17 protein-coding genes, 1 tRNA gene and 1 pseudogene are annotated in these 24710 nt (G+C 64.0%); 11 read left to right on the forward strand and 8 right to left on the reverse strand.

Annotated elements, in window-relative coordinates:
• Positions 1–153: 153 nt before the first annotated feature.
• Positions 154–570, forward strand: a complete 417-nt coding sequence (locus AC1L34_RS07380; protein WP_424294731.1) for a PGPGW domain-containing protein — start codon at positions 154–156, stop codon at positions 568–570.
• Here the strand turns inward: AC1L34_RS07380 and AC1L34_RS07385 are convergent.
• A complete protein-coding gene (locus tag AC1L34_RS07385; protein ID WP_424294732.1) occupies positions 567–2690 on the reverse strand; it encodes a bifunctional copper resistance protein CopD/cytochrome c oxidase assembly protein in 2124 nt (707 codons plus the stop codon). The two genes, AC1L34_RS07380 and AC1L34_RS07385, sit on opposite strands and share 4 nt — an antisense overlap.
• 59 nt (positions 2691–2749) lie before the next feature.
• Between AC1L34_RS07385 and AC1L34_RS07390 the strand changes: the two genes are divergently transcribed.
• Positions 2750–2826, forward strand: a tRNA-Arg gene (locus tag AC1L34_RS07390).
• A gap of 324 nt (positions 2827–3150) precedes the next feature.
• On the opposite strand, the gene AC1L34_RS07395 is transcribed toward AC1L34_RS07390, so the two are convergent.
• A complete protein-coding gene (locus tag AC1L34_RS07395; RefSeq protein WP_424322435.1) occupies positions 3151–4038 on the reverse strand; it encodes a patatin-like phospholipase family protein in 888 nt (295 codons plus the stop codon).
• A 407-nt stretch (positions 4039–4445) separates the two neighbouring features.
• On the opposite strand from AC1L34_RS07395, the gene AC1L34_RS07400 reads away from it, so the two are divergent.
• Entirely contained in the window at positions 4446–4850 is a 405-nt protein-coding gene (locus tag AC1L34_RS07400; RefSeq protein WP_424294734.1) for a hypothetical protein, read from the forward strand.
• Between the two features lie 47 nt (positions 4851–4897).
• Here the strand turns inward: AC1L34_RS07400 and AC1L34_RS07405 are convergent, their stop codons facing one another.
• From AC1L34_RS07405 to AC1L34_RS07415, 3 genes are read right to left on the reverse strand one after another with little or no spacing between them, the layout of a single operon-like run.
• Complete coding sequence (locus AC1L34_RS07405; protein ID WP_424322434.1) at positions 4898–6046, reverse strand: FAD-dependent monooxygenase; 1149 nt, start codon at positions 6044–6046, stop codon at positions 4898–4900.
• 25 nt (positions 6047–6071) lie between these two features.
• The gene (locus AC1L34_RS07410) at positions 6072–6875 is read right to left on the reverse strand and encodes a crotonase/enoyl-CoA hydratase family protein (protein WP_424294459.1); all 804 of its coding nucleotides are present in this window, start codon (positions 6873–6875) and stop codon (positions 6072–6074) included.
• Positions 6872–8005 carry a thiolase family protein gene (locus AC1L34_RS07415; protein ID WP_424294458.1) on the reverse strand — a complete coding sequence of 378 codons (1134 nt, stop codon included), beginning with the start codon at positions 8003–8005 and terminating at the stop codon, positions 6872–6874. The genes AC1L34_RS07410 and AC1L34_RS07415 overlap by 4 nt, the downstream gene beginning before the upstream one ends.
• A 111-nt stretch (positions 8006–8116) precedes the next feature.
• Between AC1L34_RS07415 and AC1L34_RS07420 the strand changes: the two genes are divergently transcribed.
• The 4 genes from AC1L34_RS07420 to AC1L34_RS07435 all read left to right on the forward strand — a co-directional run bounded on the left by AC1L34_RS07420 (position 8117) and on the right by AC1L34_RS07435 (position 16114).
• Complete coding sequence (locus AC1L34_RS07420; protein ID WP_480035244.1) at positions 8117–12199, forward strand: bifunctional nitrate reductase/sulfite reductase flavoprotein subunit alpha; 4083 nt, start codon at positions 8117–8119, stop codon at positions 12197–12199.
• A gap of 163 nt (positions 12200–12362) precedes the next feature.
• Positions 12363–14942: a nitrite reductase large subunit NirB gene (gene nirB / locus AC1L34_RS07425; protein ID WP_424323465.1), complete on the forward strand. Its 2580-nt coding sequence runs from the start codon at positions 12363–12365 to the stop codon at positions 14940–14942.
• A 27-nt stretch (positions 14943–14969) separates the two neighbouring features.
• Complete coding sequence (nirD, locus tag AC1L34_RS07430) at positions 14970–15389, forward strand: nitrite reductase small subunit NirD (RefSeq protein ID WP_424294455.1); 420 nt, start codon at positions 14970–14972, stop codon at positions 15387–15389.
• Positions 15386–16114 (forward strand): sirohydrochlorin chelatase, encoded by a 729-nt coding sequence (locus AC1L34_RS07435; RefSeq protein ID WP_480035245.1) that lies wholly within the window; start codon positions 15386–15388, stop codon positions 16112–16114. Before nirD ends, AC1L34_RS07435 begins: the two co-directional genes overlap by 4 nt.
• Here AC1L34_RS07435 and AC1L34_RS07440 read toward each other — a convergent pair.
• Both AC1L34_RS07440 and AC1L34_RS07445 read right to left on the reverse strand, forming a co-directional pair.
• Positions 16074–17222: a uroporphyrinogen-III synthase gene (locus tag AC1L34_RS07440; RefSeq protein ID WP_424293594.1), complete on the reverse strand. Its 1149-nt coding sequence runs from the start codon at positions 17220–17222 to the stop codon at positions 16074–16076. The two genes, AC1L34_RS07435 and AC1L34_RS07440, sit on opposite strands and share 41 nt — an antisense overlap.
• Positions 17219–18601 (reverse strand): MFS transporter, encoded by a 1383-nt coding sequence (locus AC1L34_RS07445; RefSeq protein ID WP_480035320.1) that lies wholly within the window; start codon positions 18599–18601, stop codon positions 17219–17221. The genes AC1L34_RS07440 and AC1L34_RS07445 overlap by 4 nt, the downstream gene beginning before the upstream one ends.
• 379 nt (positions 18602–18980) lie before the next feature.
• Here AC1L34_RS07445 and AC1L34_RS07450 point away from each other — a divergent pair, with 379 nt between their 5' ends.
• Complete coding sequence (locus tag AC1L34_RS07450) at positions 18981–19109, forward strand: hypothetical protein (RefSeq protein WP_424293595.1); 129 nt, start codon at positions 18981–18983, stop codon at positions 19107–19109.
• A gap of 120 nt (positions 19110–19229) precedes the next feature.
• Positions 19230–21176 (forward strand): ABC transporter ATP-binding protein, encoded by a 1947-nt coding sequence (locus AC1L34_RS07455; protein WP_424322431.1) that lies wholly within the window; start codon positions 19230–19232, stop codon positions 21174–21176.
• Positions 21177–21233: 57 nt separating this feature from the next.
• Here the strand turns inward: AC1L34_RS07455 and AC1L34_RS07460 are convergent.
• Positions 21234–21869 (reverse strand): annotated as a pseudogene (locus AC1L34_RS07460) (SMP-30/gluconolactonase/LRE family protein); the annotation flags it as partial.
• Between the two features lie 121 nt (positions 21870–21990).
• Between AC1L34_RS07460 and AC1L34_RS07465 the strand changes: the two are divergent.
• Positions 21991–22563, forward strand: a complete 573-nt coding sequence (locus AC1L34_RS07465; protein ID WP_424296183.1) for a PadR family transcriptional regulator — start codon at positions 21991–21993, stop codon at positions 22561–22563.
• A gap of 70 nt (positions 22564–22633) precedes the next feature.
• A complete protein-coding gene (locus tag AC1L34_RS07470) occupies positions 22634–24694 on the forward strand; it encodes an oxidoreductase (protein WP_424296181.1) in 2061 nt (686 codons plus the stop codon).
• The last annotated feature ends 16 nt before the right edge of the window (positions 24695–24710 follow it).

The following is a 24710-nucleotide window of genomic DNA, read 5'->3' on the forward strand; positions in this document are numbered from 1 at the left end:
TGCCGGGTGTCACACTGGGAACTGTCGATCGCGCGCGCTCGTTCCCATTGGGTAACCGACCTAGCTGGCGAATGTCTGCCCGCGACACCGATCGGTACCGGTTGCGCCCGAAAGGTCGCGACCGCGACTCAACGACGAGAGGCTTGTTTCACGATGCGTTTGCGATTGAAGATTTGGCACCGCCGCCACCGCTATGCGATTCGGCAGCAGCCCGTCCTCAATCGTTTGTATCGTTTCGGCGTCGGCGTCGTCGGCACCCTCATGGTGCTCGCTGGCATGGCTATGATTCCGCTGCCGATTCCCGGCCCCGGCTGGGTGACCTTCTTCCTCGGCCTCGGTGTCCTGTCGACCGAATTCGAGTGGGCTCACCGCGTCACGTCGTTTATGCGGGCGATGCTTCACAAGGCCAACGTTATGGCTACGAGCAGCATCCACGCCATCCGTGAATTCCACGGTCGTCGCCTCGACTACCAGTCCGGAGTACGTTACGTCCGCAGCTGGATGGAGCACCAGCGCGAGCTTGGTCTGGGACAGTTCCAACTCCCCCAGCTTGCGCTCGCGGCCGCCTAATCCGCTCGTTCTTGCGGTTTCTCGCCCGCGACTGTCGTTTCTGCGCCGCCTGCCGCATCTGACGCCACCGTGTCATCGAGATTGCTCTCCGTGACTGGCGCGTTCATCTTGCGCAGCATCTCGTTGTAGCTCTCAAGTTCTGCATCGTGGTCGATATCGGCCTTGCGGTCGAAGCGGCGCGCAGCACGATCGTCTTGTCGGTTCCATTGGACGAGCAGTGCAATCATCACGACCATCAGTGGGAACTCACCCGTCGCCCAGGCGATACCGCCGCCTACTCGCTGGTCAGCCGCCAGGTCGAGATTCCACGGGTGCATCAGCGACGCATACCATTTTTCGGCGATAATCCCCGTCGTCATCATGAGAGCGACACCGAAGAACGCGTGGAATGGTAGCGACCCCCACACCACACCGAGCTTGGCGACGGGACTGATTTGCCGCGGTGCGGGGTCGATGCCGATGACCAGCCAATAGAACAAGAAGCCACTGATCAAGAAGTGGAAATTCATGGCCAGGTGTGCGGAGTGGTTCGCGACGAGCGAGTCGAAGAGACCCCCGAGATACAGCACGTAGAAGCTGCCGACGAAAAGCGTGACCACGATGAATGGGTTGGTTACGAACTTCGAGTACGAGCCGTGGATTCCGCTCAGGATCCATTCGCGCGGCCCCGGCGGGTTGCCTCGTCCGGCAGCGGGGATGGCTCGCAGCGCCAACGTGACGGGACCGCCCAAAACCAACAGGACCGGAACCAGCATCGACAACATCATGTGGCTCATCATGTGAACGCTGAACATCGCCGGTGCGTAGCGGCCCATGCCGGACGACGTCGCGATGAGCAGCGCGGCACAGCCGAGCAGCCAGGCGACGGTCCGCCCAATCGGCCAATGGTCGCCACGCTTATGCAGGCGATACACACCACGCAGGTAGACGATCGCCAAGACGATGGCGAGGGTGCCGAAGATCAGGTCGAAGCGCCAATCGAACATCAGCTTCGACAACGTCGGCGGACCGTCGAGGTTGTAGCCGATCTTGAGTTCCATCGGCGAAACGTTGGCCGTTTCCAGGACCGGTGGCGGTGTCCGCGACAGGCCTGCACCAAATCCGAACGCCACCGCGAAGACCACCAGTTCGACGGCCGCGAACCGCACGAACAGCGACTGTCGTGGCTCGTCGTTCTCTTCAAGTTCTTTGATCGTGAATGTGCGGTGGAGCGCTCCGATGAGGCCCGCGATGGCTAACGCCACAGCCTTACCGACCGCGACCAGCCCGTAAGTAGTCGTGAAGAGGTCACCGAGCGACATTCGGACAAGGGCATTGATGACACCGCTGATACCGACGACGATGACGCACCAGAACGCCACCCGGGAGTACCGAGACACCGCCAGGTTCCGCCATTGGCCGTTACCGAAGGCATAGGCCAGGACGGCGAGGAGGCCACCCATCCAGAGGGCCGCGGCCACGATGTGCAGGATCAAACTATTCGTCGCGATGTCGTGGCCACCGCCCGACGACGAGTGACCCGCGAGTGCCGACGGCATCAGTGACAGGAAGCCGAGCGCGATCACCAGGAAGGTCATCCCCCAGCGCATGATGGCCCGCGCGACGATGGCGGCGAGGCCAGCGAAGATCGCCGTCCACAGCCAGTATCGAGCTTCGGCGACCGATCCGTACGCCTCGAGGAGGTTCCTGGGTATCAGGACTTCGCTGAGTCCCTTACCGCTGACGTTCGAGATTGACAGCGGTATGAGTGCGAGCGCGCACAGCATCCAGACAAGCATCGCGGCGCTGGCCCAGCGGATCGCGCGGTAGCCGCCCGCATCCAGCGCACCGTTTGCCTGCGGCGGCACAAAGAAGGCGGCGAAGACGGCGGCCCCGAATCCGATCGCTGCACAGATTTGCCCGACGACTGTCGCCACTGGCAATCCGTATGTTGTGATCCAACCGGGATCTGGCAGTCCGGTCAGGCGCAGGACTGTCGAGGCTGACACTCCAGTCACGACTACGGCCGCCATCGACCCCACAACCACGAGCAGGGAAATGAGCAGAGACCGCACGCCCGAGGGGTCGTTGAGGCGGTCCCGCGTGTGTTCCTCCGCCTTGCCGACGGACGTCGCTGTCATGACCTCTACTGTAGGACGCGATAGAGTAGTCGTTCGTCGCCACCCATCAGGGTCGATGCGCCTCCATAGCTCAGGTGGATAGAGCAAGAGCCTTCTAATCTCTAGGTCGCAGGTTCGAGTCCTGCTGGGGGCACCAAAACGTCATCGCCGGGGCATCCGCTCAGGTCGGGTGTCGTGTTGGCTCGACTGTGGCCAAAATCTCCGACGCGGACGGCTACCTGGGGACTCGATCGCTGCACGATCGTGCGTTAGGTGTCACTTTCGTGCATTGGGGTATATCTTGCAGCGACCCCTAATGCACGAAAGTGACACCTAGTGCACGGTCTTGGCCGGGCACATCCGCACGGGCTGTTCACTGCCCCCACCGACCGTCGCCGCCTTCTCGAAGAGCCTTCGTACGTGACTTCTCGTATTTGAATCACCGATAGCGCGACATCCCACCGCGGAAAACCTGTGGACCTCAACTCCAGAAATCGGTGAGGCCCTGCGCCGCCCGCTGCCCCTGGGCGTAGCCAGCACGGGCGGCCGGAGGTCGCGCCGACAGGTCCATGGCATTGCCGCCAAATGCTTTGAGGCCTTCCCCCTCCGGGAAGATCGTTTCGACCCGGCTCCCTTGCCGTCGTAGTTCGTCGATCTGCGAGGCCAGATCCACGTGCCAATTGAGCGGCACCCTGGTGGCTCCCCCGAACGGGGACAGAACCAAGACCCGCCCGCAGCCGGCGGCGAGGTCGGCATTGTCCGCGTTGGCCCGATAACCCCCGTCGATGTACTGCCGATCCCCAATCCGGTAAGCGGGCCCGCCCGCGCAGCTAGCCGCGACGGCATCGGCCAGGTCGACGCCGCTGTCGCAATCGAAGGCCACCGGTTCGCCCGTGTGAGCATCAACAGCGGTCAGCAGAATCCGCTGTTCCGGCCACTCTTGGCTAGGGAGTCGCCTTTCGACGACGCCGCGCCACCGGGCCGAACCGACCCCACCCTCGGCATTGTCGAGTTCGATCGCGGCCGCACCCATTCGACGCCGCATCTCGGAGATCCCGTCGGACGAGTCGATGATCCGCTGCGTACGAGACAGTTGGTCGGAGACGGCCCCGCTGATGCGGTTTACTGGCGGCGTCGCTGGCACCACGGCCGAGATGGTGGCGTCGTAGAGTTCTGCCGGTGTCGCGCTGGTAATCATGGCCGCGGCAGTCGAACCCGCGGACGTTCCAACTATCAGGTCGGCAGTCGTGACGTCGAGTCCCGCGGCGGCTAGCCCGGCGACCACGCCGAGCAACCAAGCGTTTCCGGACGATCCGCCGCCGCCGAGCACCAAGGCGCGACGGTCGTTGAATAGCGATGAAGTAGTCATTTCGTGCATGGGAGTCGCCTTTCGCGAACTTGCGGTTCGGAGCGCTCCCGGCGGCGACTAGATCAGTCGCGCGATCGTGGACTGCGAGGGAGCACCCACTGTGGCACTGCGTTCATTGGGCTCACCTCCAGTCGTTAGATCACGATCAATAGCCCACGATACGCTCGGCGACTCTGCGCGTCGAGAGACTTTCTTGAATTAATTTCCATTAATTGATTTTTCATAGCTGTTTTCACTGAAGGCTTTACGGCGTAGCGTCGAAAAAGTCGGGAAACACGCCAAAGTAGGAGTTGACCATGAACAATCACACCATTCGGCGGCCGATTGCAGCAGCAATTGGCGCAATTGCAACAATGGGGACACTCGCCACACCGGGAATAGCCAGTGCCGTCCCGGAACAATATCCAATGCCAGCCAGCCTCTCGATTGCTGGCGATCTCCTCGTCGCACCCGGCGTCCATCTCCTCAACATCGATGCGTCAGGCATGCGCGACAAGCACGGCAAGACCGCAGGCACCTATGTCGCCACGGTCATGAACGGGTCAAGCAAAACACCTATCCAGGTTAAGGGACCTATCACCTGTATTTATACCCACGGCGACACCGCCTCGCTGGTCTACCCGATCTCGGCCACCTCCCCCAACCTGGTGCCGAACGCACTTCGCGACAGGTACGCGGTCAAGATCAGCGTCCGAAAGGGCAACGTCGATCACGTCGGCGTCCAGGGACCGATGCCGACGGACTCGTTCCGCAATTGCCTCCCCGGTTCGACACCCTTCGTATTCCAGGGCAAGATCACCATCGGCCAGTAATTGCCAACTCAATAAGTCGCCAATACACGACTTTACGGAACCAGCCATTAGAGCGACGAGAGTTGCTTCTCAATCGCCGACTTTCCTGCGATTGTTGCCAAATGCCGCAAAAATAGGGCATTGGGAACAAGACGACTAGCACGCATTGAGTTACCAAAGACCACCGGCGGTCGTGCGCCGACAATACGACCAATTGTCCGGGATTGCGTCGCAATTTTGCGTGCTCTCGGCTTCCGGACTGCCTCATACCGTTCCAGCGATCGGCCAACATCGGCATACTTGGCGATCGCTGCGGCCAGCACCACCGCATCCTCGATCGCCTGACATCCGCCCTGGCCCAGATGCGGACGCATCGGGTGCGCGGCATCGCCAACCAGCACGACGCTGCCGTCGGACCAACTCCGCGCCAGCGGACGGTCGTACAGGTCCGTCCGGGAGGTCTGGTCGCGAGACGTCGCCGCCACGACGGCGGCGATCGGCTCGGGCCACCGGCTTGCCAGGGCCCGAACCTGCGATGACTCGTCGCCGAACTGCGTATTCTCCGGTAGCCGGACCGTACCGAACCAGTAGGTCTGACCCTCGCGCAACGGCACCGCACCGAACTCTGAGAGACGGCCGACAACTTGTCCCGCTAGCCGCGGGTCGATCTGCAGATCGGCTATCCCCCGCCACGCGGAGTACCCGGTGTAGGTGTGGACGAGTCCGGGATTGAAGCGATTTGCCAGCGCCGATCGAGTCCCGTCGGCGGCAACCACCAGATCGGCAGGAAGTCGTTGGCCATCGGAGGTGACGACAGCGGCCCCGTCGCCAGACGTGAACGCGGCGGTGACCGCCGTGCCGTACCGGACGGTGTGTTTCGGCAGGGCGTCGGTGATGACATCGCGCAGTGCACTGCGTCGAAGAACGGCGAGAGGTTCGCCCAGCGCGTGGACCATCGCGCCGTGAGCCGGTCGACGAATCGTCGAACCGTCTTGCCACCGAATGACGCCGCCCTCAATCCGGGCCGACACAGCGCGAGTGGCCTCTCCCAGCCCGATCCTGTCGAGGGCCGCTAATGCATTGGGCCACAGCGTGATACCTGCTCCAGCTGCGGTGTCATGACGTTGTTCCAGGACGGTGACCTTGTGGCCGTCACGGACGAATGCCGCAGCCGCCGTTAGACCCGCGATGCCTGCACCAGCAATGATGACGTGCATGGGTCCAGTGTGCCCCTGAGGACTGCTAGTTTCCGTTGAATTGCGCCGGGCGCTTCTCCAGGAACGCCGCCACCGCTTCGTGGTGGTCGTCAGTGCTGTGGGCGACAGCCTGCATGGTCGCTGAGAGTTCGAGCAGTTGGTCAAGCGTCTGCTGCGACGATTCGCGCAGCAGCTTCTTTGTCATCCGGACGGCGACCGGCGGGTTAACCGCAATGCGCTCAGCTAGTTCGCGGGCTGCGGGCAGTAGTTCCTCTGGGTCCACCACTCGCGACACAATCCCCCAGTCGAGAGCTGTCGCCGAATCGACGCGGTCGCCGGTCAACGCCATTTCGGCGGCTCGCGCAGCTCCGACGATGCGGGGCAGCAGCCAGGCGCCGCCGTCACCGGGGATCAGACCAAGCTTGACGAAACTCTCGGCAAAAAACGCACTTGTGGAGGCGATGCGGACGTCGCACATCAGCGCGAGGTCGCACCCGGCACCGACCGCCGGGCCGTTAACGGCAGCGACGATCGGTACTTCGAGCGAATAGAGAGCGCGCGGAATCCGTTGGATCCCTTCGCGATAGCCGACGCGCTGCTGGTGCGGTGCCCCGCCAAACAAGCCTGCCTTGGCAGCCATGTCTTTCACGTTGCCGCCCGCGGAGAAGGCGGAACCGGCACCGGTCAGGATCACCACCCGTACCGACGGGTCACGATTCACTGCGTCGACGGCATCGACGAAAGCGTCGATGGCATCGTCTTCGGAGATCGCGTTCCGGGTTTCGGGTCGGTTGATGGTCCAGGTGACGACGTCGCCGTCACGGGTTACCAGCAGCACGTCGTTACTCACAGGAGCTCAAGGATCGTTGCGTTAGCCATGCCTCCAGCCTCGCACATTGTCTGCAGGCCGTATTGGATGCCGTTGTCGCGCATGTGGTGCACGAGGCGGGTCATCAGAATCGCACCCGAGCCACCGAGCGGGTGACCCACCGAGATGGCACCGCCAACGGGGTTCAGCACATCGTCGGACGCACCGATCTCGGCCTGCCACGCCATGGGCACCGGGGCGAATGCTTCGTTGACTTCGTAGGCCCCGATGTCGGAGACCTGCAGGCCTGAACGGTCGAGAGCCTTCTTGGTTGCCGCGATGGGGCCGGTCAGCATGATGACCGGGTCGTCGCCGGCAACGGTCGAGGTGTGGATGCGCGCCATTGGCTTCCAGCCATTGGCGGCGGCAATCTCGCTGGTGGTGACCAACAGGGCGCCTGCGCCGTCGGAGATCTGCGAGGCGTTACCTGCGGTCACGACACCGTTCTCGTCGAACGGGGTCTTCAGTGCGGCGAGCTTCTCGACGGTGCTTCCACGACGGACACCCTCGTCGATCGCGAGGCCACCCGCAAACGCAGCGATCTGGGCGTCGAAGGCACCGGCGTCTTGGGCGGCGGCGGTGCGTTCGTGCGAACGAACCGAGTACTCGTCGAGTTGCTGGCGGGTGAATCCCCAGCGCTTCGCCATCATTTCCGCACCCAGTCCCTGGTTGAAGCCGCTGACGCCGTAGCGGTCGAGGACCGAATCGGGGTAGGGCTTACCGTCGCCGCGAGCGGCACCCATCGGGACACGGGACATCGACTCGACGCCACCGGCGATCGCGATGTCGTACTGCCCGGCGATCACCGATGCGGCGGCAAAGCTCACCGACTGCTGGCTCGACCCGCAGCGGCGGTCGACGACGGTCGACGGAACGGACTCCGGCCAGCCTGCGGCGAGGACGCCGACACGGCCAATGCTGCCCGCTTGGTCGCCGACTTGGCTCACACAGCCCCAAATGACGTCGTCGATGGTCGCGGGGTCGAAACCGACACGATCGGCGAGGGCCTTGAGGACATGGGCACTCATGTCACCCGGGTGGACGTCGGCCAAACCGCCATTACGCTTGCCGATCGGGGTACGGACGGCATCAACAATCACTGCATCTCTCATGCCCTCTTTACTACCCTAACAAGCGCTCGGTTGGGAACAAGAGGGCGAAGTTGACGTGGCTGTAACGCGCTGATGCCCGCCGCGAAACAGTCCCACGACACCGTGAGGAACATGTCGACCGAATTCGCGCCTTCGACTCAGCCTTTGCCGACCGATGCCCCGCGTCGCTCGGTCGAGACCGTCTGTGGCTACTGCGGCGTGGGCTGCGGCATCACCCTCGAAGTGGTCGACGGGACGGTCGCCAAAGCCCGCGGCACGGCGTCCCACCCCGCCAATCACGGCCGCCTGTGCACCAAGGGCGCCACCACCGCCGAGATGCTGAAGGCAACTGGTCGACTCACGACCGCAACCGTGCGACACGACCGCAACGCCGAGCCCCGCACAACCCCCATCGACGAAGCGATCACCGAGACTGCGCGACGACTCTCGGCGATCCGCACCGAATACGGTCCGGATGCCGTCGCCCTGTACGTGTCGGGCCAAATGTCACTCGAGGCGCAATATTTGGCAAACAAGCTGGCCAAAGGCTTCCTCGGAACCAACCAGATCGAATCGAACTCTCGACTATGCATGGCTAGCGCTGGTACCGGTTACAAGCAGTCCCTGGGTGCCGACGGGCCGCCGGGGAGCTACGACGACCTCGATCATGCCGACGCCTTCCTCGTGATCGGTTCCAACATGGCCGACTGCCACCCGATCCTGTTTCTCCGCCTCCTCGACCGAGTGGCGGCGGGCGCGAAGTTGATCGTCGTGGACCCGCGCCGAACGGCGACCGCGATCAAAGCGCACCTGCACCTGCCGGTCCGCCCCGGCACCGATCTGGCGCTCCTCAACGGCCTCCTGCGACTCATTGTCGAGGCGGGCGGCGTCGATGACGAGTTCATCGCCGCGCACACCGAGGGGTGGGACGAGACCCTCACACTGCTCGCCGACTACCCGGCGGACAGGGTGGCCGAGCTGACCGGCGTCGACGAATCAATGTTGCGCGAGGCGGCACAAATTCTCGCGAGCGCCGACAACTGGATGAGCCTCTGGACGATGGGCCTCAACCAGTCGACGCACGGCACGTGGAACACCAACGCCATCTGCAATCTGCATCTGGCGACCGGAACCATCTGTCGCACCGGATCCGGGCCCTTCTCCCTCACCGGCCAACCTAACGCGATGGGAGGACGCGAAATGGGCTACATGGGTCCGGGGTTACCGGGACAGCGAACAGTCGCCAACGCCGACCACCGCGCCGAAACTGAGCGGATCTGGAAGATACCCGCTGGCACCCTGCACACGGGTGTCGGTTGTGCCGACATTGAGGGGCCTGGCTCGGGCGGAACTATCGACATGTTCGCTTCCCTCGCCAGCGGCGGGATTCGAGCGATCTGGATCATCTGTACCAACCCGGTTGCATCCGTGGCGAATCGGGCGACGGTTGTCCAGGCACTCGAAGCTGCGGAGTTGGTGGTGGTGCAGGAAGCCTTTTCCGGTGCCGAAACCACCGCGTTTGCCGACATCGTGTTGCCCGCCGCCCTGTGGGCCGAGGCCGAAGGCACCATGGTCAACTCCGAACGCAGTGTCATGCTGACCCAACCGGCCGTCACGCCACCCGGGCAAGCTCTCCCCGACTGGCAAATCATCGCGCGTGTGGCGTGCGAGATGGGTTTTGCCGACGCCTTCGATTACCCCGATGCGGCGGCCGTTTTCGATGAGATCACCGGGTTCCACAATCCAACCACCGGCTGGGACTTTCGGGGCATCGACTACGCCCGACTCGCCGCCGGCCCGGTCCAATGGCCCGCCGCGCCCGGCGGTCCCGCACGCAACCCGATTCGCTACGTCCACGACGGCACACTGACATTTCCGACTGCCAGCGGTCGTGCTCGGTTTTGGGCGCGCCCGCACCTACCGCCAGCCGAGATGCCCGACGACGACTACCCGATGCTTCTCACCACCGGACGCCTGGCACACCAGTGGCACACCATGACCAAGACCGGTCGCGTCGCCAAACTCAATCGCCTCGACCCGCACTCGTTTGTGCAGATCAATCCGGCCGACGCAACCGCCTCCGGGATTGCCGAAGGCGACCTCGTCGAACTGCGCTCGCGGCGCGGGACCGCCCAGGTGCCGGCCAGGGTCGACGACGCCGTCGCACCCGGAGTCTGCTTTGTGCCGATGCACTGGGCCGACAGCTTCGGTCAGCACCTCGCCATTAACGCGGTCACCAACGACGCGGTCGACCCTGACTCACTGCAACCGGAATTTAAGGCATGCGCGGTGTCCCTCACGCGCCTCGCCCCCGCCGCTTCTGCCGCCGCCCCCGAGGAGAGACCAATCACCGCAGTGGAACTGACCCCCAAATCGCTGGCGGCCGCGCTCGGCGTCAGCCGTGACGAACCGAAATTGTCCGATACCGAACGCGGCTATTTGTCGGGGATGCTGCAGGGTTTGGAGGCCAATCCGCCGGTCGGAGCTGTCCCGACTGTCCCGGAGCGCTCACCGCTGTCGTCCTTGACCCGCGCATGGGTGGAAGGTGTACTCGCCGGATACTTTTCGCGGGTTCCCGCCAACCCCACTGATGGCGCGGCGGTGACCTCAATCCGGGTGGTGTGGGCCTCCCAGACAGGGACCGCCGAGGAGTATGCCGCCGACGCCTCGGCCGAACTTGAGGCCGCAGGATTCGCGGTCACGACGGTGTGCGCCGACCGCGTCGCCATCGACGATCTAGCAGGCAACGTTGTATTCATTGTCGCCAGTACCGGCAATGGCGACGCCCCCGACAACGGCCTCGCCCTGTGGGACGCACTCGCCTGTGCCAGCGCCAACGACATCGACGAACTGCGCTATGCCGTCATCGGCTTCGGGGACTCGTCGTACGCCGACTTCTGCGGCTTCGCGCGCAAACTCGACGCCCGCCTCGACGTCCTGGGCGGAAGCCGGCTGACGCCGCCGGCGTTCTGCGAGCCGGACTTCACCGATCGCGCTGCGACGTGGCTCGCCGACACGATGGCAGCAGTCGGCGGAGCCACGAGCACATCGACAGTTCCCGAACCTGCCTCAGCGGCCAAAGCTCCGGAAAAGAACACCTACTCCAAAAAGCACCCCTACCTGGCACCGATCATCGGCAACTCCATCCTCACCGCCCCGGAATCCGACAAACAGGTGCGTCGCATCACCTTTGGCATCGATCCGGAAGTGCTGAGCTACACCGCCGGCGATGCGCTTGGCGTGTGGCCACGCAACAGTGACGCCCTCGTCACCGAGTGGCTCGAACGCACCGGCCTCGACGGAACCGAAACCGTCATCGTCGACGGCGAACCCGTTGACCTGCGTCTCGCGCTGAGCGAGCACTACGAGATTGCGCGGTGCACCCGCGACATCGTGGCCTTTGTCGCCAGCCATCACAACGATCCCGAACTCGCCGCCCTGCTCGACGATCCCGCGGCGTTCACCGAGTGGGCGTGGGGCAGACAGTCGGTCGATCTGCTGATCACACACCCCGTCGAAGCGCCAGCCGCAGATTGGCTCAGCGTGTGCAAGCGGTTGCAGCCGCGGCTGTACTCAATCTCTTCCAGCCCCTCCACGACCCCGGACCGCGTGGAAGCAACCGTGTCGGTGGTGCAGTTCGGCGAGGACCTCCCGCGTCGCGGCGTGTGCTCCGGCTTCCTCGCGGACAGTGACCCCACCTCGGATGTCCCACCCAACGCTCGAATCTTTATCCAGCCCAACACCAAATTTAGTCTGCCCGCCGAGCCTGATGCACCGGTAATCATGATCGGCCCGGGAACCGGGATTGCCCCGTTCCGCAGTTTCTTGCACGAACGCCTCGCAACCGGTGCAACCGGCGACAACTGGGTCTTCTTCGGAGAACGCCACCGCGACACCGACTTTCATTACCGCGACGAACTCCTCGGCTTCCTCGAGTCCGGGCTTGTCACCCGCCTCGACACCGCGTTCTCCCGCGACCAACCCGAAAAGGTCTACGTCCAGGACCACATGGCCGCAAATGCCTCGGAGATCTGGGCGTGGCTCCGTCGCGGGGCGCATATCTACGTGTGCGGCGATGCTAAGTCGATGGCGCGCGACGTCGACGACTGTCTCCACGCGATCGTCGCCCAGCACGGTCGTCTCGCCCCGTCCGGTGTTGACGCTTACGTCCGCGCTCTCGCTGCCGATGGCCGATACGTGCGCGACGTGTATTGACGTGCGCTGTCCGAAACATGAGCGAAACCCAGTCGGGCGGTTGTCATCTGCTCGCAACTTGGCGCGCGCCGTCGGGTAACACCGCGTTCCTATCGTCGTTCGCATGGTCGGTTAAAGAACGACCGGATCGACCGCACGACGCGTCAATCGAGGAGGCTTCAGCATGAGTATGACCACCACCAAACGAACCGCAGTAGTGATCGGGCACGGGATGGTCGGGCACCGATTCGTCGAAGCGCTCCGCACCCGCGATGCTGCGGGCCACTGGCGTGTGGTGATCTTCGGCGAGGAAACCGATCCGGCCTACGACCGCGTCGGGCTTTCCGGCTACGTCGGTGCCTGGGACCGCGAGGCGCTCGCCCTCCCCGGTTCTCGCTACCCCGACGACGGTGCCGTCGACCTCCGCGTCGGCGAGCACGTCACCGGTATCGACCGCAAACGTCGCGTCGTCACCACGGACGCGGGCACCGAAGTTGCCTACGACTGCGTCGTATTGGCGACCGGTTCACGCGCCTTTGTGCCGCCGGTCCCCGGATTCGATACCGCGGGCTGCCACGTGTACCGAACGCTCGACGACCTCGACGCCATCCGCGCCGACGCCGACCGGGCACTCGCCGGAAACCAAGCAACCAAACCGGTCGGCATAGTGGTCGGCGGGGGCCTCCTCGGCCTCGAAGCCGCCAACGCACTGCGCCTGATGGGGTTGGCTCCGCACGTTGTCGAAGTGAACCCGCGTCTGATGCCACAGCAAGTCGACACCGGCGGCGGCGAACACTTGGCCCGCATGATCGGCAACCTCGGCATCACGATTTCCCTCTCGTCGGGAGTCTCTGGAATCGAACGCGCCGCTGATGGCCTCACCGTGACTTTGGCCGACGGCACAGCGGTCGACGCGGCCCTCCTCGTCTTCGCCGCCGGCGTTCGTCCCCGCGACGAACTCGCCCGTGAGGCCGGCCTCGACATCGCCGAGCGCGGTGGCGTGCTCACCGACAGCACTTGCACCACAAGCGATCCCGACATTTACGCGGTCGGCGAGGTCGCCGCCATCGAAGGTCGCTGCTACGGCCTCGTCGCCCCCGGCTATGCCACAGCGGAAGTCGTCGCCGATCAACTCCTCGGGGGTTCGGCATCGTTCCCCGGAGCCGACATGTCGACGAAGCTAAAACTGCTGGGCGTGGATGTCGCCAGCTTTGGCGATGCCCTCAGCACCACTCCCGGCGCCCTCGACGTTGTCGTGTCCGACCCCATCGGCGGGGTGTACTCCAAACTCGTCCTCTCCGACGACGCCACCACCCTGCTCGGCGGCGTGTTAGTCGGCAACGCGAGTTCGTACGGGCTGCTGCGGCCACTTGTCGGATCCACATTGCCGGGCGACCCGGTGAGCCTTATCAGCCCGGCCGGAGAATCCCCGGCACTCGGCGTCGCGGCATTGGGTGACGACGCCCAAATCTGTTCCTGCAATGATGTTTCCAAAGGCACGCTGTGCGCGGCGATCGCCGATGGTGCCTGCGACGTCGCCGCACTAAAGTCGTGCACCGGTGCCGGGACCTCGTGCGGCTCCTGTATCCCGCTGCTGTCGCAAATCCTCGCAGAGTCCGGGGTCGAACAGTCCACTGAACTGTGCGAGCACTTCACCCTCTCGCGCGCCGAACTGTTCGAGACCGTCCGCGCGAGTGACCTCCGAACTTTCTCCGGCATCGTGGAACGGTTCGGTACCGGCACCGGTTGCGATATCTGTAAACCCACCATTGCCTCGATCCTCGCCTCACTGGGCAGCGGCCACATCCTCGACGGCGAGCAGGCCGCACTCCAAGACTCCAACGACCGATTTCTCGCCAACATTCAACGAAACGGCACCTACTCGGTAGTCCCGCGTGTTCCCGGCGGTGACATCACCCCCGAGCACCTCATCCTGATCGGCGAAATTGCCCGCGACTTCGGGCTGTACACCAAGATCACCGGTGGTCAGCGCATTGATATGTTCGGTGCCACTGTCGACCAGCTTCCCTTGATCTGGCGGCGCCTCGTCGACGGCGGCATGGAATCCGGCCACGCGTACGGAAAGTCGTTGCGGACGGTGAAGAGTTGCGTCGGCTCGGACTGGTGTCGCTACGGGCAGCAGGATTCGGTCCGCATGGCGATCGACCTGGAGTTGCGGTACCGCGGGCTGCGGTCGCCGCACAAGATCAAGATGGGCGTCTCCGGCTGCGCCCGCGAATGCGCCGAAGCTCGAGGCAAAGACGTCGGCGTGATTGCCACCGAAAAGGGCTGGAACCTCTATGTCGCAGGCAACGGCGGCATGACTCCGAAACACGCGCAACTCCTGGCTGGCGACCTCGATGATGCGACGCTGATCGCCTACATCGATCGCTTCCTCATGTACTACATCCGGACGGCCGAGCGCCTGCAGCGCACTGCGCCGTGGCTCGAGGAACTCGACGGTGGACTCGACCGACTCAAGGCTGTCGTGATCGACGATGTCCTTGGCTTGGCCGCCGACTTCGAAGCCGACATGGAGCGACACGTCGCCGATTACCAGTGTGAGTGGAAGGGCGTCCTCGACGACCCCGACAAGCTCTCCCGGTTCGTCTCGTTTGTGAATGCCCCCGGTGTCCCCGACCCCACCGTTGCCTTCGGCGAGAGCAATGGCCGCAAGGTCCCCGTTCTGCTCGGCTCCCCAGGTATGCCCGCCCCTGCCCTACCCACCCCTGCCCTTCCCACCCTTGCCCTACCCACCGTCTGACCTGCCCAGCGTCTGAAAGGCTCACCGATGACCAGCAACTTCGACCTGCACCGCTGGACCCGCGACTGGACGGCAGCGTGTCACACCGACCGTCTCGACCGGTTGCGCGGCGTAGCCGTTCTCTTGCCCGACGGCGCGCAGGTGGCCCTGTTCCGTCTCGCCGACGACAGCCTGCGCGCGGTCGGCAACATCGACCCGATCGGGCGGGCCGCAGTCATTTCGCGTGGCATCGTCGGTGACCGCAATGGTTTTCCGGTCGTCGCCTCACCCCTCAAGAAGCAGGCCTTCAGTCTCATCGACGGTCGCTGCCTCGACGTTGAAGGCGTCCGAATCCCGGTATACGGCACCCGGATTGGCCTCGACGGTACGGTGTTCGTCGCTAACTCTCCCGACATCCGGTTTGCCTTCCGGCCCGACGGATTCGGGCAGCGAGAAGCTGCATCGTGACCGTCGTACTGGCCGCGCATGGCACGCGCAACCCGCACGGCGTCGAACTTCTGGGTGAATTGGCCCAGGCGATCTCGGCCAGGCTCGCCGACGCCGTTCATCTGAGTTTCGTCGACGTCCTCGGCCCCAGCCCCAGCGAGGTTCTGGCCACCCTGCCCGCCGGGCCGGTGACCGTCCTGCCAGCATTCCTGTCGCGCGGCTATCACGTCCGCGTCGACATTCCCGCTCACCTCGAACGTGCTAATCGTCCGATACGACTGGCGGAAGCGCTCGGGCCGTCACGACCGCTCGTGACGGCCCTCCAAGGCCGCCTGGCCGAGGCCGGGGCGACGCGCAACGACGCCGTCGTCCTGGCCGCGGCCGGTTCGTCCGACCCGGCAGCGCACCGCGATATCGAAGTTGTGGCGTGCGGCCTTTCTCATCAGATCGATGCACCCGTTCGAGTGGCGTTCGCGAGTGTAGTTCCCGGTTCTGCCTACCCGTCGGTGGCCGATACCGTCGCAGAACTTCGCGAAGACCGAGGCGTTCGACGGGTTGCGGTCGCCTCGTACCTCTTGGCCGACGGACTGTTTCAGCAGCGGCTCGCCGCGAGCGGAGCCGATATCGTCGCGCGGCCACTCGGACTGACCGCGCCGGTCATCGAATTGGCCTGCGCGCGAATCGCGTCGGCCACTTCCTGGAAACTCACTGATCCGGATCGACGTCTAATCGATATCCCCGCTTGACGACGGTTGCCACCATCCCGCGGTTCCCCAGGGCAGTGCGGAGCCGAGCCACGGCCACCTCGACGGCATGCTCGTCGCCAGCGCCGATCGACTTCAGCAGTTCAGCCCTCGACAGGACCGTGCCCGGGCGCTCGGCGAGTCGCGCCAGCAGCCGCAGGGACGCTGCCGGCAGATCGATCACTTCCCCATCAACGACTACCGAATCGGCCCGAATCCCCAACCGATGCCCACCCGCCAGCAAGTCCGGATGTGCCGCCGGTAGGTCTTCGGCAACCAATCGAGCCAATGCTCCCAAGCGCATGCGGTCGGGCCATTTACTGATGACTCCGGCCAGTTCCAGGGGTGCCGCCGTGACCGGTCCCACGCTGTAGGTCGACACCGAATCTTGTAGCGCCTCAACAAGTTCGGCACGAAGGCCGAGTTCGCCCGCGCGAGTCAGCATCGACACGGCGGCCGGTCCCGAAGTAAAGGTGATCGCATCGACCCGCCGATGGGCGACGTCGGAGATGAGGCCATCGAATGCGGTGAGGTCGGTGGGCCGGCGCCAGCTGTACACGGGCACGGCGATCACGTCCGCACCCATCGCGGTCAGGCCGTCAACGAAGTCGCGGTTGGGATCCCAGCCGTCGATCGCACCGTGCAACTGCACGGCGACGCGTTTACCTGCGACGTCGGACGGATTGAGGTACTCGAGTACTTCGGCCGACGACTCCGACGCCGGAGACCACTCTTCTCGCAAACCGGCGGCCCGCAGCGCCCCGGTCACCTTGGGTCCGCGGGAAATGATCCGGGCACCGGTAAACGCTGCCATCAGTTCATCGGCCAGACCCCACTCGTCGGCGGCCTCCACCCAGCCGCGGAACCCGATACCGGTCGTCGGGATCAGCAGGTCGGGAGGGCTTGCGATCACCGCTTCGGTCCCCGCACGCAAGGCGGGATCGTCTGGGAGCGGCACCATTTCGATCGCCGCAGCTGAGGTCACCCGAGCACCGCGACGGATCAGCAATGCTCCGAGTTCTTCGGCGCGTCGCGCCGCAGTCACCGCGACGGTGAACCCCGCCAACGATCCTTCCGCTGGCGGGGTGGTCCGAGAGATATCAACACTCATAGGGAGATCTTGGCAGACTCGGCAACCATGGCCGCATCCTCGCGCTCGCGCGGGACTGCAACGTACACGCGCCACGTCACCGCGGCCGCGATCGCGTAGAACGCTGCGAACACCATGACGGCGATCGCCGCGTCGCCTGTGCTCATGTACGACTGCCGCAGCGCCATGTTGATCCCCACTCCGCCGAGGCCTCCGACGGCCCCGGCGATGCCGATCACCGCACCCGACATCGCCCGTGAGTAGTTGGCTCGGCCGACCTCGTCAAGCGGAAGCGACCGCGACTTCGCATCGAACACGGACGGGATGATCTTGTACACCGAACCGTTGCCCATACCGGACAAGATGAAGAGGGCGATGAACCCGACCGCCTGGATGGCAATCGACTCACCGATCAGGAGAATGCTGGCAGCGACGATCATGCCGCCGAACACAGCCAGAGTGACGCGGCTGCCGCCGATGCGGTCGGCGAGTTTGCCGCCATAGACGCGGGCGATGGATCCCAGGAGCGGGCCGATGAACGCGATCTGTGCCGCATGCAGTGATGCCTGCGCGGGGGTGTCACCGGCTTCGATGAAGTTCAGTGACAGAACCTGCGAGAACGCGAATGCGAACCCGATGAATGAGCCGAAGGTTCCGATGTACAACAGTGAGATCAACCAGGTGTCACGGTCGGCGATCGCCGAACGCATCGCGGCCATATCGACGCCTGGACCGTCGAGGTTGTCCATAAAGAGGGCTGCGCCAACGGCAGCAACGGCCAACAAGACGAGGTAGACGGCGCACACCCAGTACGGCGCACGATTGCCTGCCCACGCAATAACCAGCAAGCCGACGAGTTGCACAGCGGGGACGCCAAGGTTGCCTCCACCGGCATTAAGGCCGAGCGCCCATCCCTTGAGTCGTTGCGGATAGAAGGCGTTGATGTTGGTCATCGACGAGGCGAAGTTGCCGCCACCGAAGCCGGCAAGCGCAGCACACGCCAGGTACATCCACAGCGGCTGTCCGGGATTAGCCAGGATTGCGATGGTCGCGACCACCGGAATGACCAGCACGATGGCCGAGAACATGGTCCATCGGCGGCCACCGAAGCGGGTGGTGGCCATCGTGTACGGGAATCGCAGCAGTGAGCCGGTGAGGGTGGCGACCGCGCCGATGAGGAATTTATCTCCCGCGCTGATGCCGTACACATCGGTCGGCATAAATAGCACCATCACCGACCAGAGGGTCCAGACGGAGAAGCCGACATGCTCGGCAATAACCGACCAGATCAGGTTGCGACGCGCGATAGCCGAACCGCCGGACTCCCAGTCGTTGGTGTTCTCCGGATCCCAGTTGGTGATCCGGTGCCGCTGCTTGTCTTCAACGAACCCGGGATTCACCGATCCGGTTGGGATGCTTCCACTTTCCACGTGCTACCTCCTAAAACTGTCCGGCGCAATGCTGTCGCGTCGAGAACCGTCCGGATGACCACCGGACGATTCCGAAGGTATGGGCGCGATGTTGCCAACACCGGCGGACTCGATCACGCGTACGTAATGAAGTCCTCACGGCCGATAAGCAACGTCGGTGAGGTGACCGCGGGAGGTTTGCGATCCCTTTGCCGACTTTCCAGAAACCTGCCAGAGATCCTCCAGAGGCCCCACAGAACTCGCTCCTAGATTCATTCATGTCGGACGCGAGATACGCGATCGTCGAGGATCGAAAAGACCAATAGCTTTTCGCAACTCGGCGACTATCCGAATGATTGAGGAGCACGGCATGAACTTTGATCGCAATGAGCGCAACGATCACAACAACCGCCACCGTGAACCGCAGCCCCGCCGTCGTCGCCGCGAGCGCCGCTGGGACCGCCACAATAAGCGCTGGTCGTGGGTCTGGGTTGGCTAAGCCGCAGCCCTTCCCCCGCAGGTAGACATCAAGTGCGCCGACCCTACCCCCGGGTCGGCGCACTTGCCCTGCCTGCAGCTTCAGGGCTTGCGGATCCCTCGGCAGAATTGGATGCAGGAAATGAACCTTTCGACGACCGCACGACGGTACTACCCCTTCCTTTCAGGGCAAAAGAATCACCTTATTGGTGCCGCAGTCTTTCTACTTATTGCCGCCGCCTGCGACGCCATCGGCGTCTTTGTCTTAGCCGATGTTGTCGACGGGGCGTTAGGCGCCAATGGATGGCATACTTTCGCCAGGCTCGCCGCCGTGTGGCTCGGTGTGACTGCGGTCAGCGTTGGTGCCGACTACCTCGGGATGGTGCTGGCAACCATCGCCTCCGAGCGCACCGTTCTGGCCATGCGCACGGCATTGTTTGCCCACATCCAGCGCCTCGCTCCCGTCAGCCACCGCCGCCGTGGACTAGGCGACCTGATGGTCCGGCACTCCAGTGACCTCGAAGCCGTGGAGCAGCTGATCGGCACCGGCATCATGTCGTTCGCCGTCGCGGCAGCCAACGCCGCCGGCCTGCTGATCGCCGCTTTCATCCTGAACCCCGTCGTCGCAGGTGTCGCCGTCGCCGCCTGCCCCATCTTGTGGGCGGTCTCCGCGTACTTCGGACGAAAACAGACGGTCACCACGCAGAAAGAACGCGCAGCCAATAGCGCCATTGCCGACTCGGTGTACTCGGCCCTCGCCGGGCATGAGACCACTGTCGCCTACAACCAGCAGGAGCGAGAAGCCGCCGACCTCGCTCGAAACGGGCGGCGGTGGGCAGCAGCGAGAATCGGTCAGACACGCGTCGAAGCCGGTTTTGGGAGCGCACTCGGGTTCACACAGGTTCTTCTCTCTCTAGCCGTCACCCTCGCGGGCGTCTGGCAGGTACGCCAGGGCGCACTGACGGTGGGACAAATGTTGGCTCTGACCGGTTACCTCGGGATGCTCTACCCCCGGCTTCAGCAAATTGCCGATGTGCGGCTGTCGATCGCCGAAGCAGGCGTCAGCGCCGCGCGGGTGTCAGAACTGCTCGACGAGCCACCGCACCGGCCCGACCCCGAGTACGCCAAACCGCTTCCGCCGGTCAAGAGCCACGACCCGGTCACCGTCGAACTGAACGACGTCCATTTCGCCTACGACGGCCACGCAGTTCTAACCGGGACAGATCTCCGACTGCTCCCCGGGACCATTACCGCGCTGACCGGTCCTAGCGGCGCTGGAAAATCCACCCTCGCCACCATGATCTGCGCGCTCGAGAACCCCGACTCCGGGACGGTAACAATCAATGGGCACGACCTCACCCGAACGACGGGCCGGTCCGTCCGCGACCAAGTGACGCTACTCCCGCAAGTCCCACATGTGCGCCCGGGGACCGTCGCTGACAACATCGCCTACGGCAGACCAGAAGCGAGCCGTGCAGAAGTGCGATCCGCCGCCATTGACGCCGGTGCCCACAGCTTTATCACCGACCTTCCCGACGGCTACGACACGTATCTCGCCGGTGACGGACTAGAACTGTCCGGCGGCCAACGCCAGCGCCTAGCCGTCGCACGGGCCATGCTTCGCGATACTCCGGTGCTGGTGCTCGACGAACCCAGTGCAGCACTCGACGATGCCTCGGTCACCGAGATCATCGGACCGTTGCGAGCCTTGTCTTCCGGCCGCACCACGCTGCTGATCACTCACGATTCCCGGCTGACACCAATCGCCGACACCGTCGTCGAATTGCGGCACGGCCGGATACACCCAGCAGGAGAAACTGCCGACCTACGAAATCTTCAATACCCCCATGGCATTGCCGAGGATGGTGCCGAGATAGAGGGTGCCATCCCATTCGGCAACCGCAGTGACGAAGCCGAAGTCGAGATCGTCGATCCGAATGTCGTGGACCAGGGATCCGTCGAAGGTGTAGGCCTGGACCCAGATGATCTCCTCGGCGGTCGGTCCCAGGCTCTGCGGTGCTCGGGCCAGGACTTTGCGGGCACGCGTAGGAAGCCGGAAGATGCCTTCCAGGACCGAGTTTCGTGGTGAAGCCAGCGCCACCCACAGCAGTCCGTCACTGCCGATCGACATATTGTCCGGGTAGCCGCCGAGTCCATCGAGAAAGACGTCGGACGTCCCAGCGGCATCACCGGTCAGCCAGTAGCGCGAGATTCGGGATGCGCCGGTCTCCGCGACGAGGACGTACTGATCATGCGGTCCCAGGACCACGCCATTCGCGAACTGCAGATCATTGCGCAGCACCTCGACAGAGCCACCGGGCCGCAGTCGCATCAGGCGGCCGGTACCCGAATGCTCAATGAGGTCCGACCGCCAGCGGTCGATCGTGAAGTTCTGCGACGACGACGAAAAGTAGAGGGTGTCGTCGGATGCCTTGACGACGTTGCTCGCAAACCGCAGGGGACGACCATCCACCGAGTCGGCTAGCACTCGAGCACGCGATTGGCCGGCGTCGAGAACCAGGAGTCCACGGTCGTGGTCGCAGATGTAGATGCTGCCGTCTTCCGCGAATTCCAAGCCCAGTAGTCGCCCGGCGGTGTCAGCAAGGACCGCGACTTCCCCACTGACAGGATCGACGGCCAACAGGCGACCGTCGTCGAGCCCGGTGGCGATCCTGCCGTCAGGAAGGCAGACAACGTCTTCGGGAGAGGTTCCGGGGAGTGCAATGCGGTGAAACGAGGTCACGGCCACATTCTTATCAGCAAACGAGACCCACCACCGCACACCGCGCGCGAGGTTGCCGCCTTCGGAGGAAGCTTCCGACCAAAGACCTATATAAACTTATGCACCAAGGTTCATATGAACCCTATTGCATAGTGTGTAGTTGCATTGCTAGGTTGTGTTCATGGCACTCGAGCACGCAATCCTTGTGTCGCTCTCCGAGCGGCCCGGCACCGGCTACGAAATCGGTCAGCAGTTCTCCCGATCGATCGGCTATTTCTGGTCGGCTACGCACCAGCAGATCTACCGGACTCTGAAAAAGCTGCACGCCGACGGACTGGTGAGCTTTGAATCCATTGCGCAAGACGGACGCCCCGACAAGAAGGTGTACACGCTCTCCAACGCGGGCGAGGCGATGCTCGCCGACTGGGTCAACAGCCCCACCCCGCTGACCCCGCTGCGCAGTGACCTCGGAGTGAAGCTTCGCGCCGCCGATCTGGGCGACCTCCCGACAGTCATCAGCGAACTTCGCGCTCATCGCGATGAGGCCAATGGTCTCCTGGAGATCTACCGAGGATGGTCGGAGCAGTACTACCCCGAGCCCGACAATCTCACCGGCCGCAAACTCAACCAGTATCTGGTTCTCCGTGGCGGCATTCGCATGAGTGAGCACACCGTCGGCTGGTGCGACGAAGTCCTCGAACGCTACGAACGCGAACTTGCCCGAACCACCGCGACAGCCTCTGCCGCCCCCTAATCCGCTCCCCCGAACAAGCACTTCACATGCACCACAGCCTGCAACAATCCTTCGGAAGAAAGGTCGCGCCATGACAGCCCAATCAGCGCCCAACGCCCATTACCCTCGACTCATGGAGCCGCTGAAAATTGGCGGCATGACGCTCGACAATCGCGTCGTCATGGGGTCGATGCACACCGGCCTCGAAGATCGGCTGTGGGACACCCCCAAGCTAGCGGCGTACTACGCTGAGCGCGCCCGCGGCGGAGTCGGCCTCATCATCACCGGCGGCTTCTCGCCGAGCCGAACCGGCTTGCTTTCGCCCTTTGCGGGCAAGATGACCAACAACGCCGACATGATCCGTCACCGCGAGTTCACCAAGGCCGTTCATGCCGAGGGTGGCAAGATCGCGCTGCAAATCATCCACGCGGGTCGGTACGGCTACACCCCGTTCAAGGTCGCCGCCGGTAGCGAGCCCAGCCCGATTCACCCGTTCAAGCACATCAAGATGACCGAGCAGATGATCTGGCACGTTATCCGCTCGTTCGGCAGCGCCGCCAAGCTCGCGCATCGCGCAGGCTACGACGCCATCGAGATCATGGGCGGCGAAGGCTACCTGATCAACCAGTTCTTGTGCCCGCACACCAACGACCGCACCGACAAGTGGGGCGGCAGCACCGAGAACCGCCAGCGATTCCTCGTCGAGATCATCAAGGATGTCCGCAAGAAGGTGCCGCGCGACTTCCCGGTGATCCTGCGGCAAAGCGTCGCCGACTTCGTGAAGAACGGTCAGACGTTCGACGAGATCGCCCTGCTGGCCCAGCGTGCCGAAGAACTCGGCGTCGACGCCATCAACACCGACATCGGTTGGCACGAGGCACAGGTCCCGACCATCGTGACATCGGTCCCGCGCGCCGCGTTCGTCAAGTTCACCGAACGGTTGCGCGACGTCGTCGACATTCCACTCATCGCCTCGAACCGCATCAATACGCCGGAGGTGGCCGAGGAAATTCTCGAGCGCGGAAAGGTTGACGCCGTCTCGATGGCTCGCCCGCTGCTGGCCGACCCGGATTTTGTTAACAAGGCGCGCGATGGTCGTGCCGACGAGATCAACACCTGCATCGGCTGCAACCAGGCCTGCCTGGACCACGCGTTCGTCGGCAAGAAGGTCTCCTGCCTGCTGAACCCGCGCGCTGGTCGGGAAACCGTCCTGACCTTAGGCGCTACCCGCACTGCGAAGCGCGTGGCTGTGGTCGGTGCCGGTCCCGCCGGATTGTCGGCTGCCGTGTCGGCCGCGCAGCGCGGTCACCGCGTCGACCTGTACGAGGGCGGCACGAGCATCGGTGGCCAGTTCTCGATCGCCGCTCGGATCCCGGGCAAGGAAGAGTTCAACGAGACGATCCGCTACTACGGCCGCCAGTTGGAGATCAACCACGTCAACGTTCATCTCGAAACCCGTGTCACCGCGCAGGAACTCATCGACGGCGGCTACGACCAGGTGGTTGTCGCTACGGGTGTGGTGCCGCGCATCCCGCAGATCGACGGCATCGATCACCCGATGGTGATGTCTTATGCCGACGCTGTCCTCGGTCACCGCGAGGTCGGCAAGCGGGTAGCCGTCATCGGTGCGGGTGGCATTGGTTTCGACGTTTCCGAGTTCCTCACCGTCGACGAGTCCCCCACCTTGAACTTGAAGGAGTGGGAGCAAGAGTGGGGCGTCACCGACGACCTCGACACCCCCGGGTTCCTCACCAAGCCGCGCCCGCTGCCTGCCGTCCGCGAGGTTTTCATGGTCCAGCGCAAGACCGGCAAACAGGGCCGAGGCCTCGGCAAGACGACCGGGTGGGTGCACCGCGCCAGCGTCAAGATGAAGGGCGTTGAGCAGATCTCGGGCGCCGTCTACGACAAGATCGACGACGCCGGCCTGCACATCACCCTCCACGACAAGGAAGGTAACGAGACGGGCAAGCGCATTCTCGAGGTCGACAACGTCGTCGTGTGTGCCGGCCAGGAATCTGTGCGCGACCTGGTTGATCCGTTGACCACCGCAGGCATCATCACCCATGTGATCGGCGGCGCCGACCTAGCGTCCGAACTCGACGCGAAGCGCGCCATCCGCCAGGGCACCGAGGTCGCCGCCGGAATGCCCTGACCGACACCGCCGACTC

Source organism: Gordonia sp. 34D (assembly GCF_056682775.1).

What these genes read in the sequence shown, in the direction of transcription:
- AC1L34_RS07450 (WP_424293595.1), top strand. Translation starts at nt 18,981, where the DNA reads ATGAACTTTGATCGCAATGAGCGCAACGATCACAACAACCGCCACCGT.
- AC1L34_RS07415 (WP_424294458.1), bottom strand. Translation starts at nt 8,005, where the DNA reads ATGAGAGATGCAGTGATTGTTGATGCCGTCCGTACCCCGATCGGCAAG.
- AC1L34_RS07455 (WP_424322431.1), top strand. Translation starts at nt 19,230, where the DNA reads ATGAACCTTTCGACGACCGCACGACGGTACTACCCCTTCCTTTCAGGG.
- AC1L34_RS07405 (WP_424322434.1), bottom strand. Translation starts at nt 6,046, where the DNA reads ATGCACGTCATCATTGCTGGTGCAGGCATCGCGGGTCTAACGGCGGCT.
- AC1L34_RS07440 (WP_424293594.1), bottom strand. Translation starts at nt 17,222, where the DNA reads ATGAGTGTTGATATCTCTCGGACCACCCCGCCAGCGGAAGGATCGTTG.
- nirB (WP_424323465.1), top strand. Translation starts at nt 12,363, where the DNA reads ATGAGTATGACCACCACCAAACGAACCGCAGTAGTGATCGGGCACGGG.
- AC1L34_RS07420 (WP_480035244.1), top strand. Translation starts at nt 8,117, where the DNA reads ATGTCGACCGAATTCGCGCCTTCGACTCAGCCTTTGCCGACCGATGCC.
- AC1L34_RS07400 (WP_424294734.1), top strand. Translation starts at nt 4,446, where the DNA reads ATGCCAGCCAGCCTCTCGATTGCTGGCGATCTCCTCGTCGCACCCGGC.
- AC1L34_RS07385 (WP_424294732.1), bottom strand. Translation starts at nt 2,690, where the DNA reads ATGACAGCGACGTCCGTCGGCAAGGCGGAGGAACACACGCGGGACCGC.
- AC1L34_RS07380 (WP_424294731.1), top strand. Translation starts at nt 154, where the DNA reads ATGCGTTTGCGATTGAAGATTTGGCACCGCCGCCACCGCTATGCGATT.
- AC1L34_RS07465 (WP_424296183.1), top strand. Translation starts at nt 21,991, where the DNA reads ATGGCACTCGAGCACGCAATCCTTGTGTCGCTCTCCGAGCGGCCCGGC.
- AC1L34_RS07395 (WP_424322435.1), bottom strand. Translation starts at nt 4,038, where the DNA reads ATGACTACTTCATCGCTATTCAACGACCGTCGCGCCTTGGTGCTCGGC.
- AC1L34_RS07470 (WP_424296181.1), top strand. Translation starts at nt 22,634, where the DNA reads ATGACAGCCCAATCAGCGCCCAACGCCCATTACCCTCGACTCATGGAG.
- nirD (WP_424294455.1), top strand. Translation starts at nt 14,970, where the DNA reads ATGACCAGCAACTTCGACCTGCACCGCTGGACCCGCGACTGGACGGCA.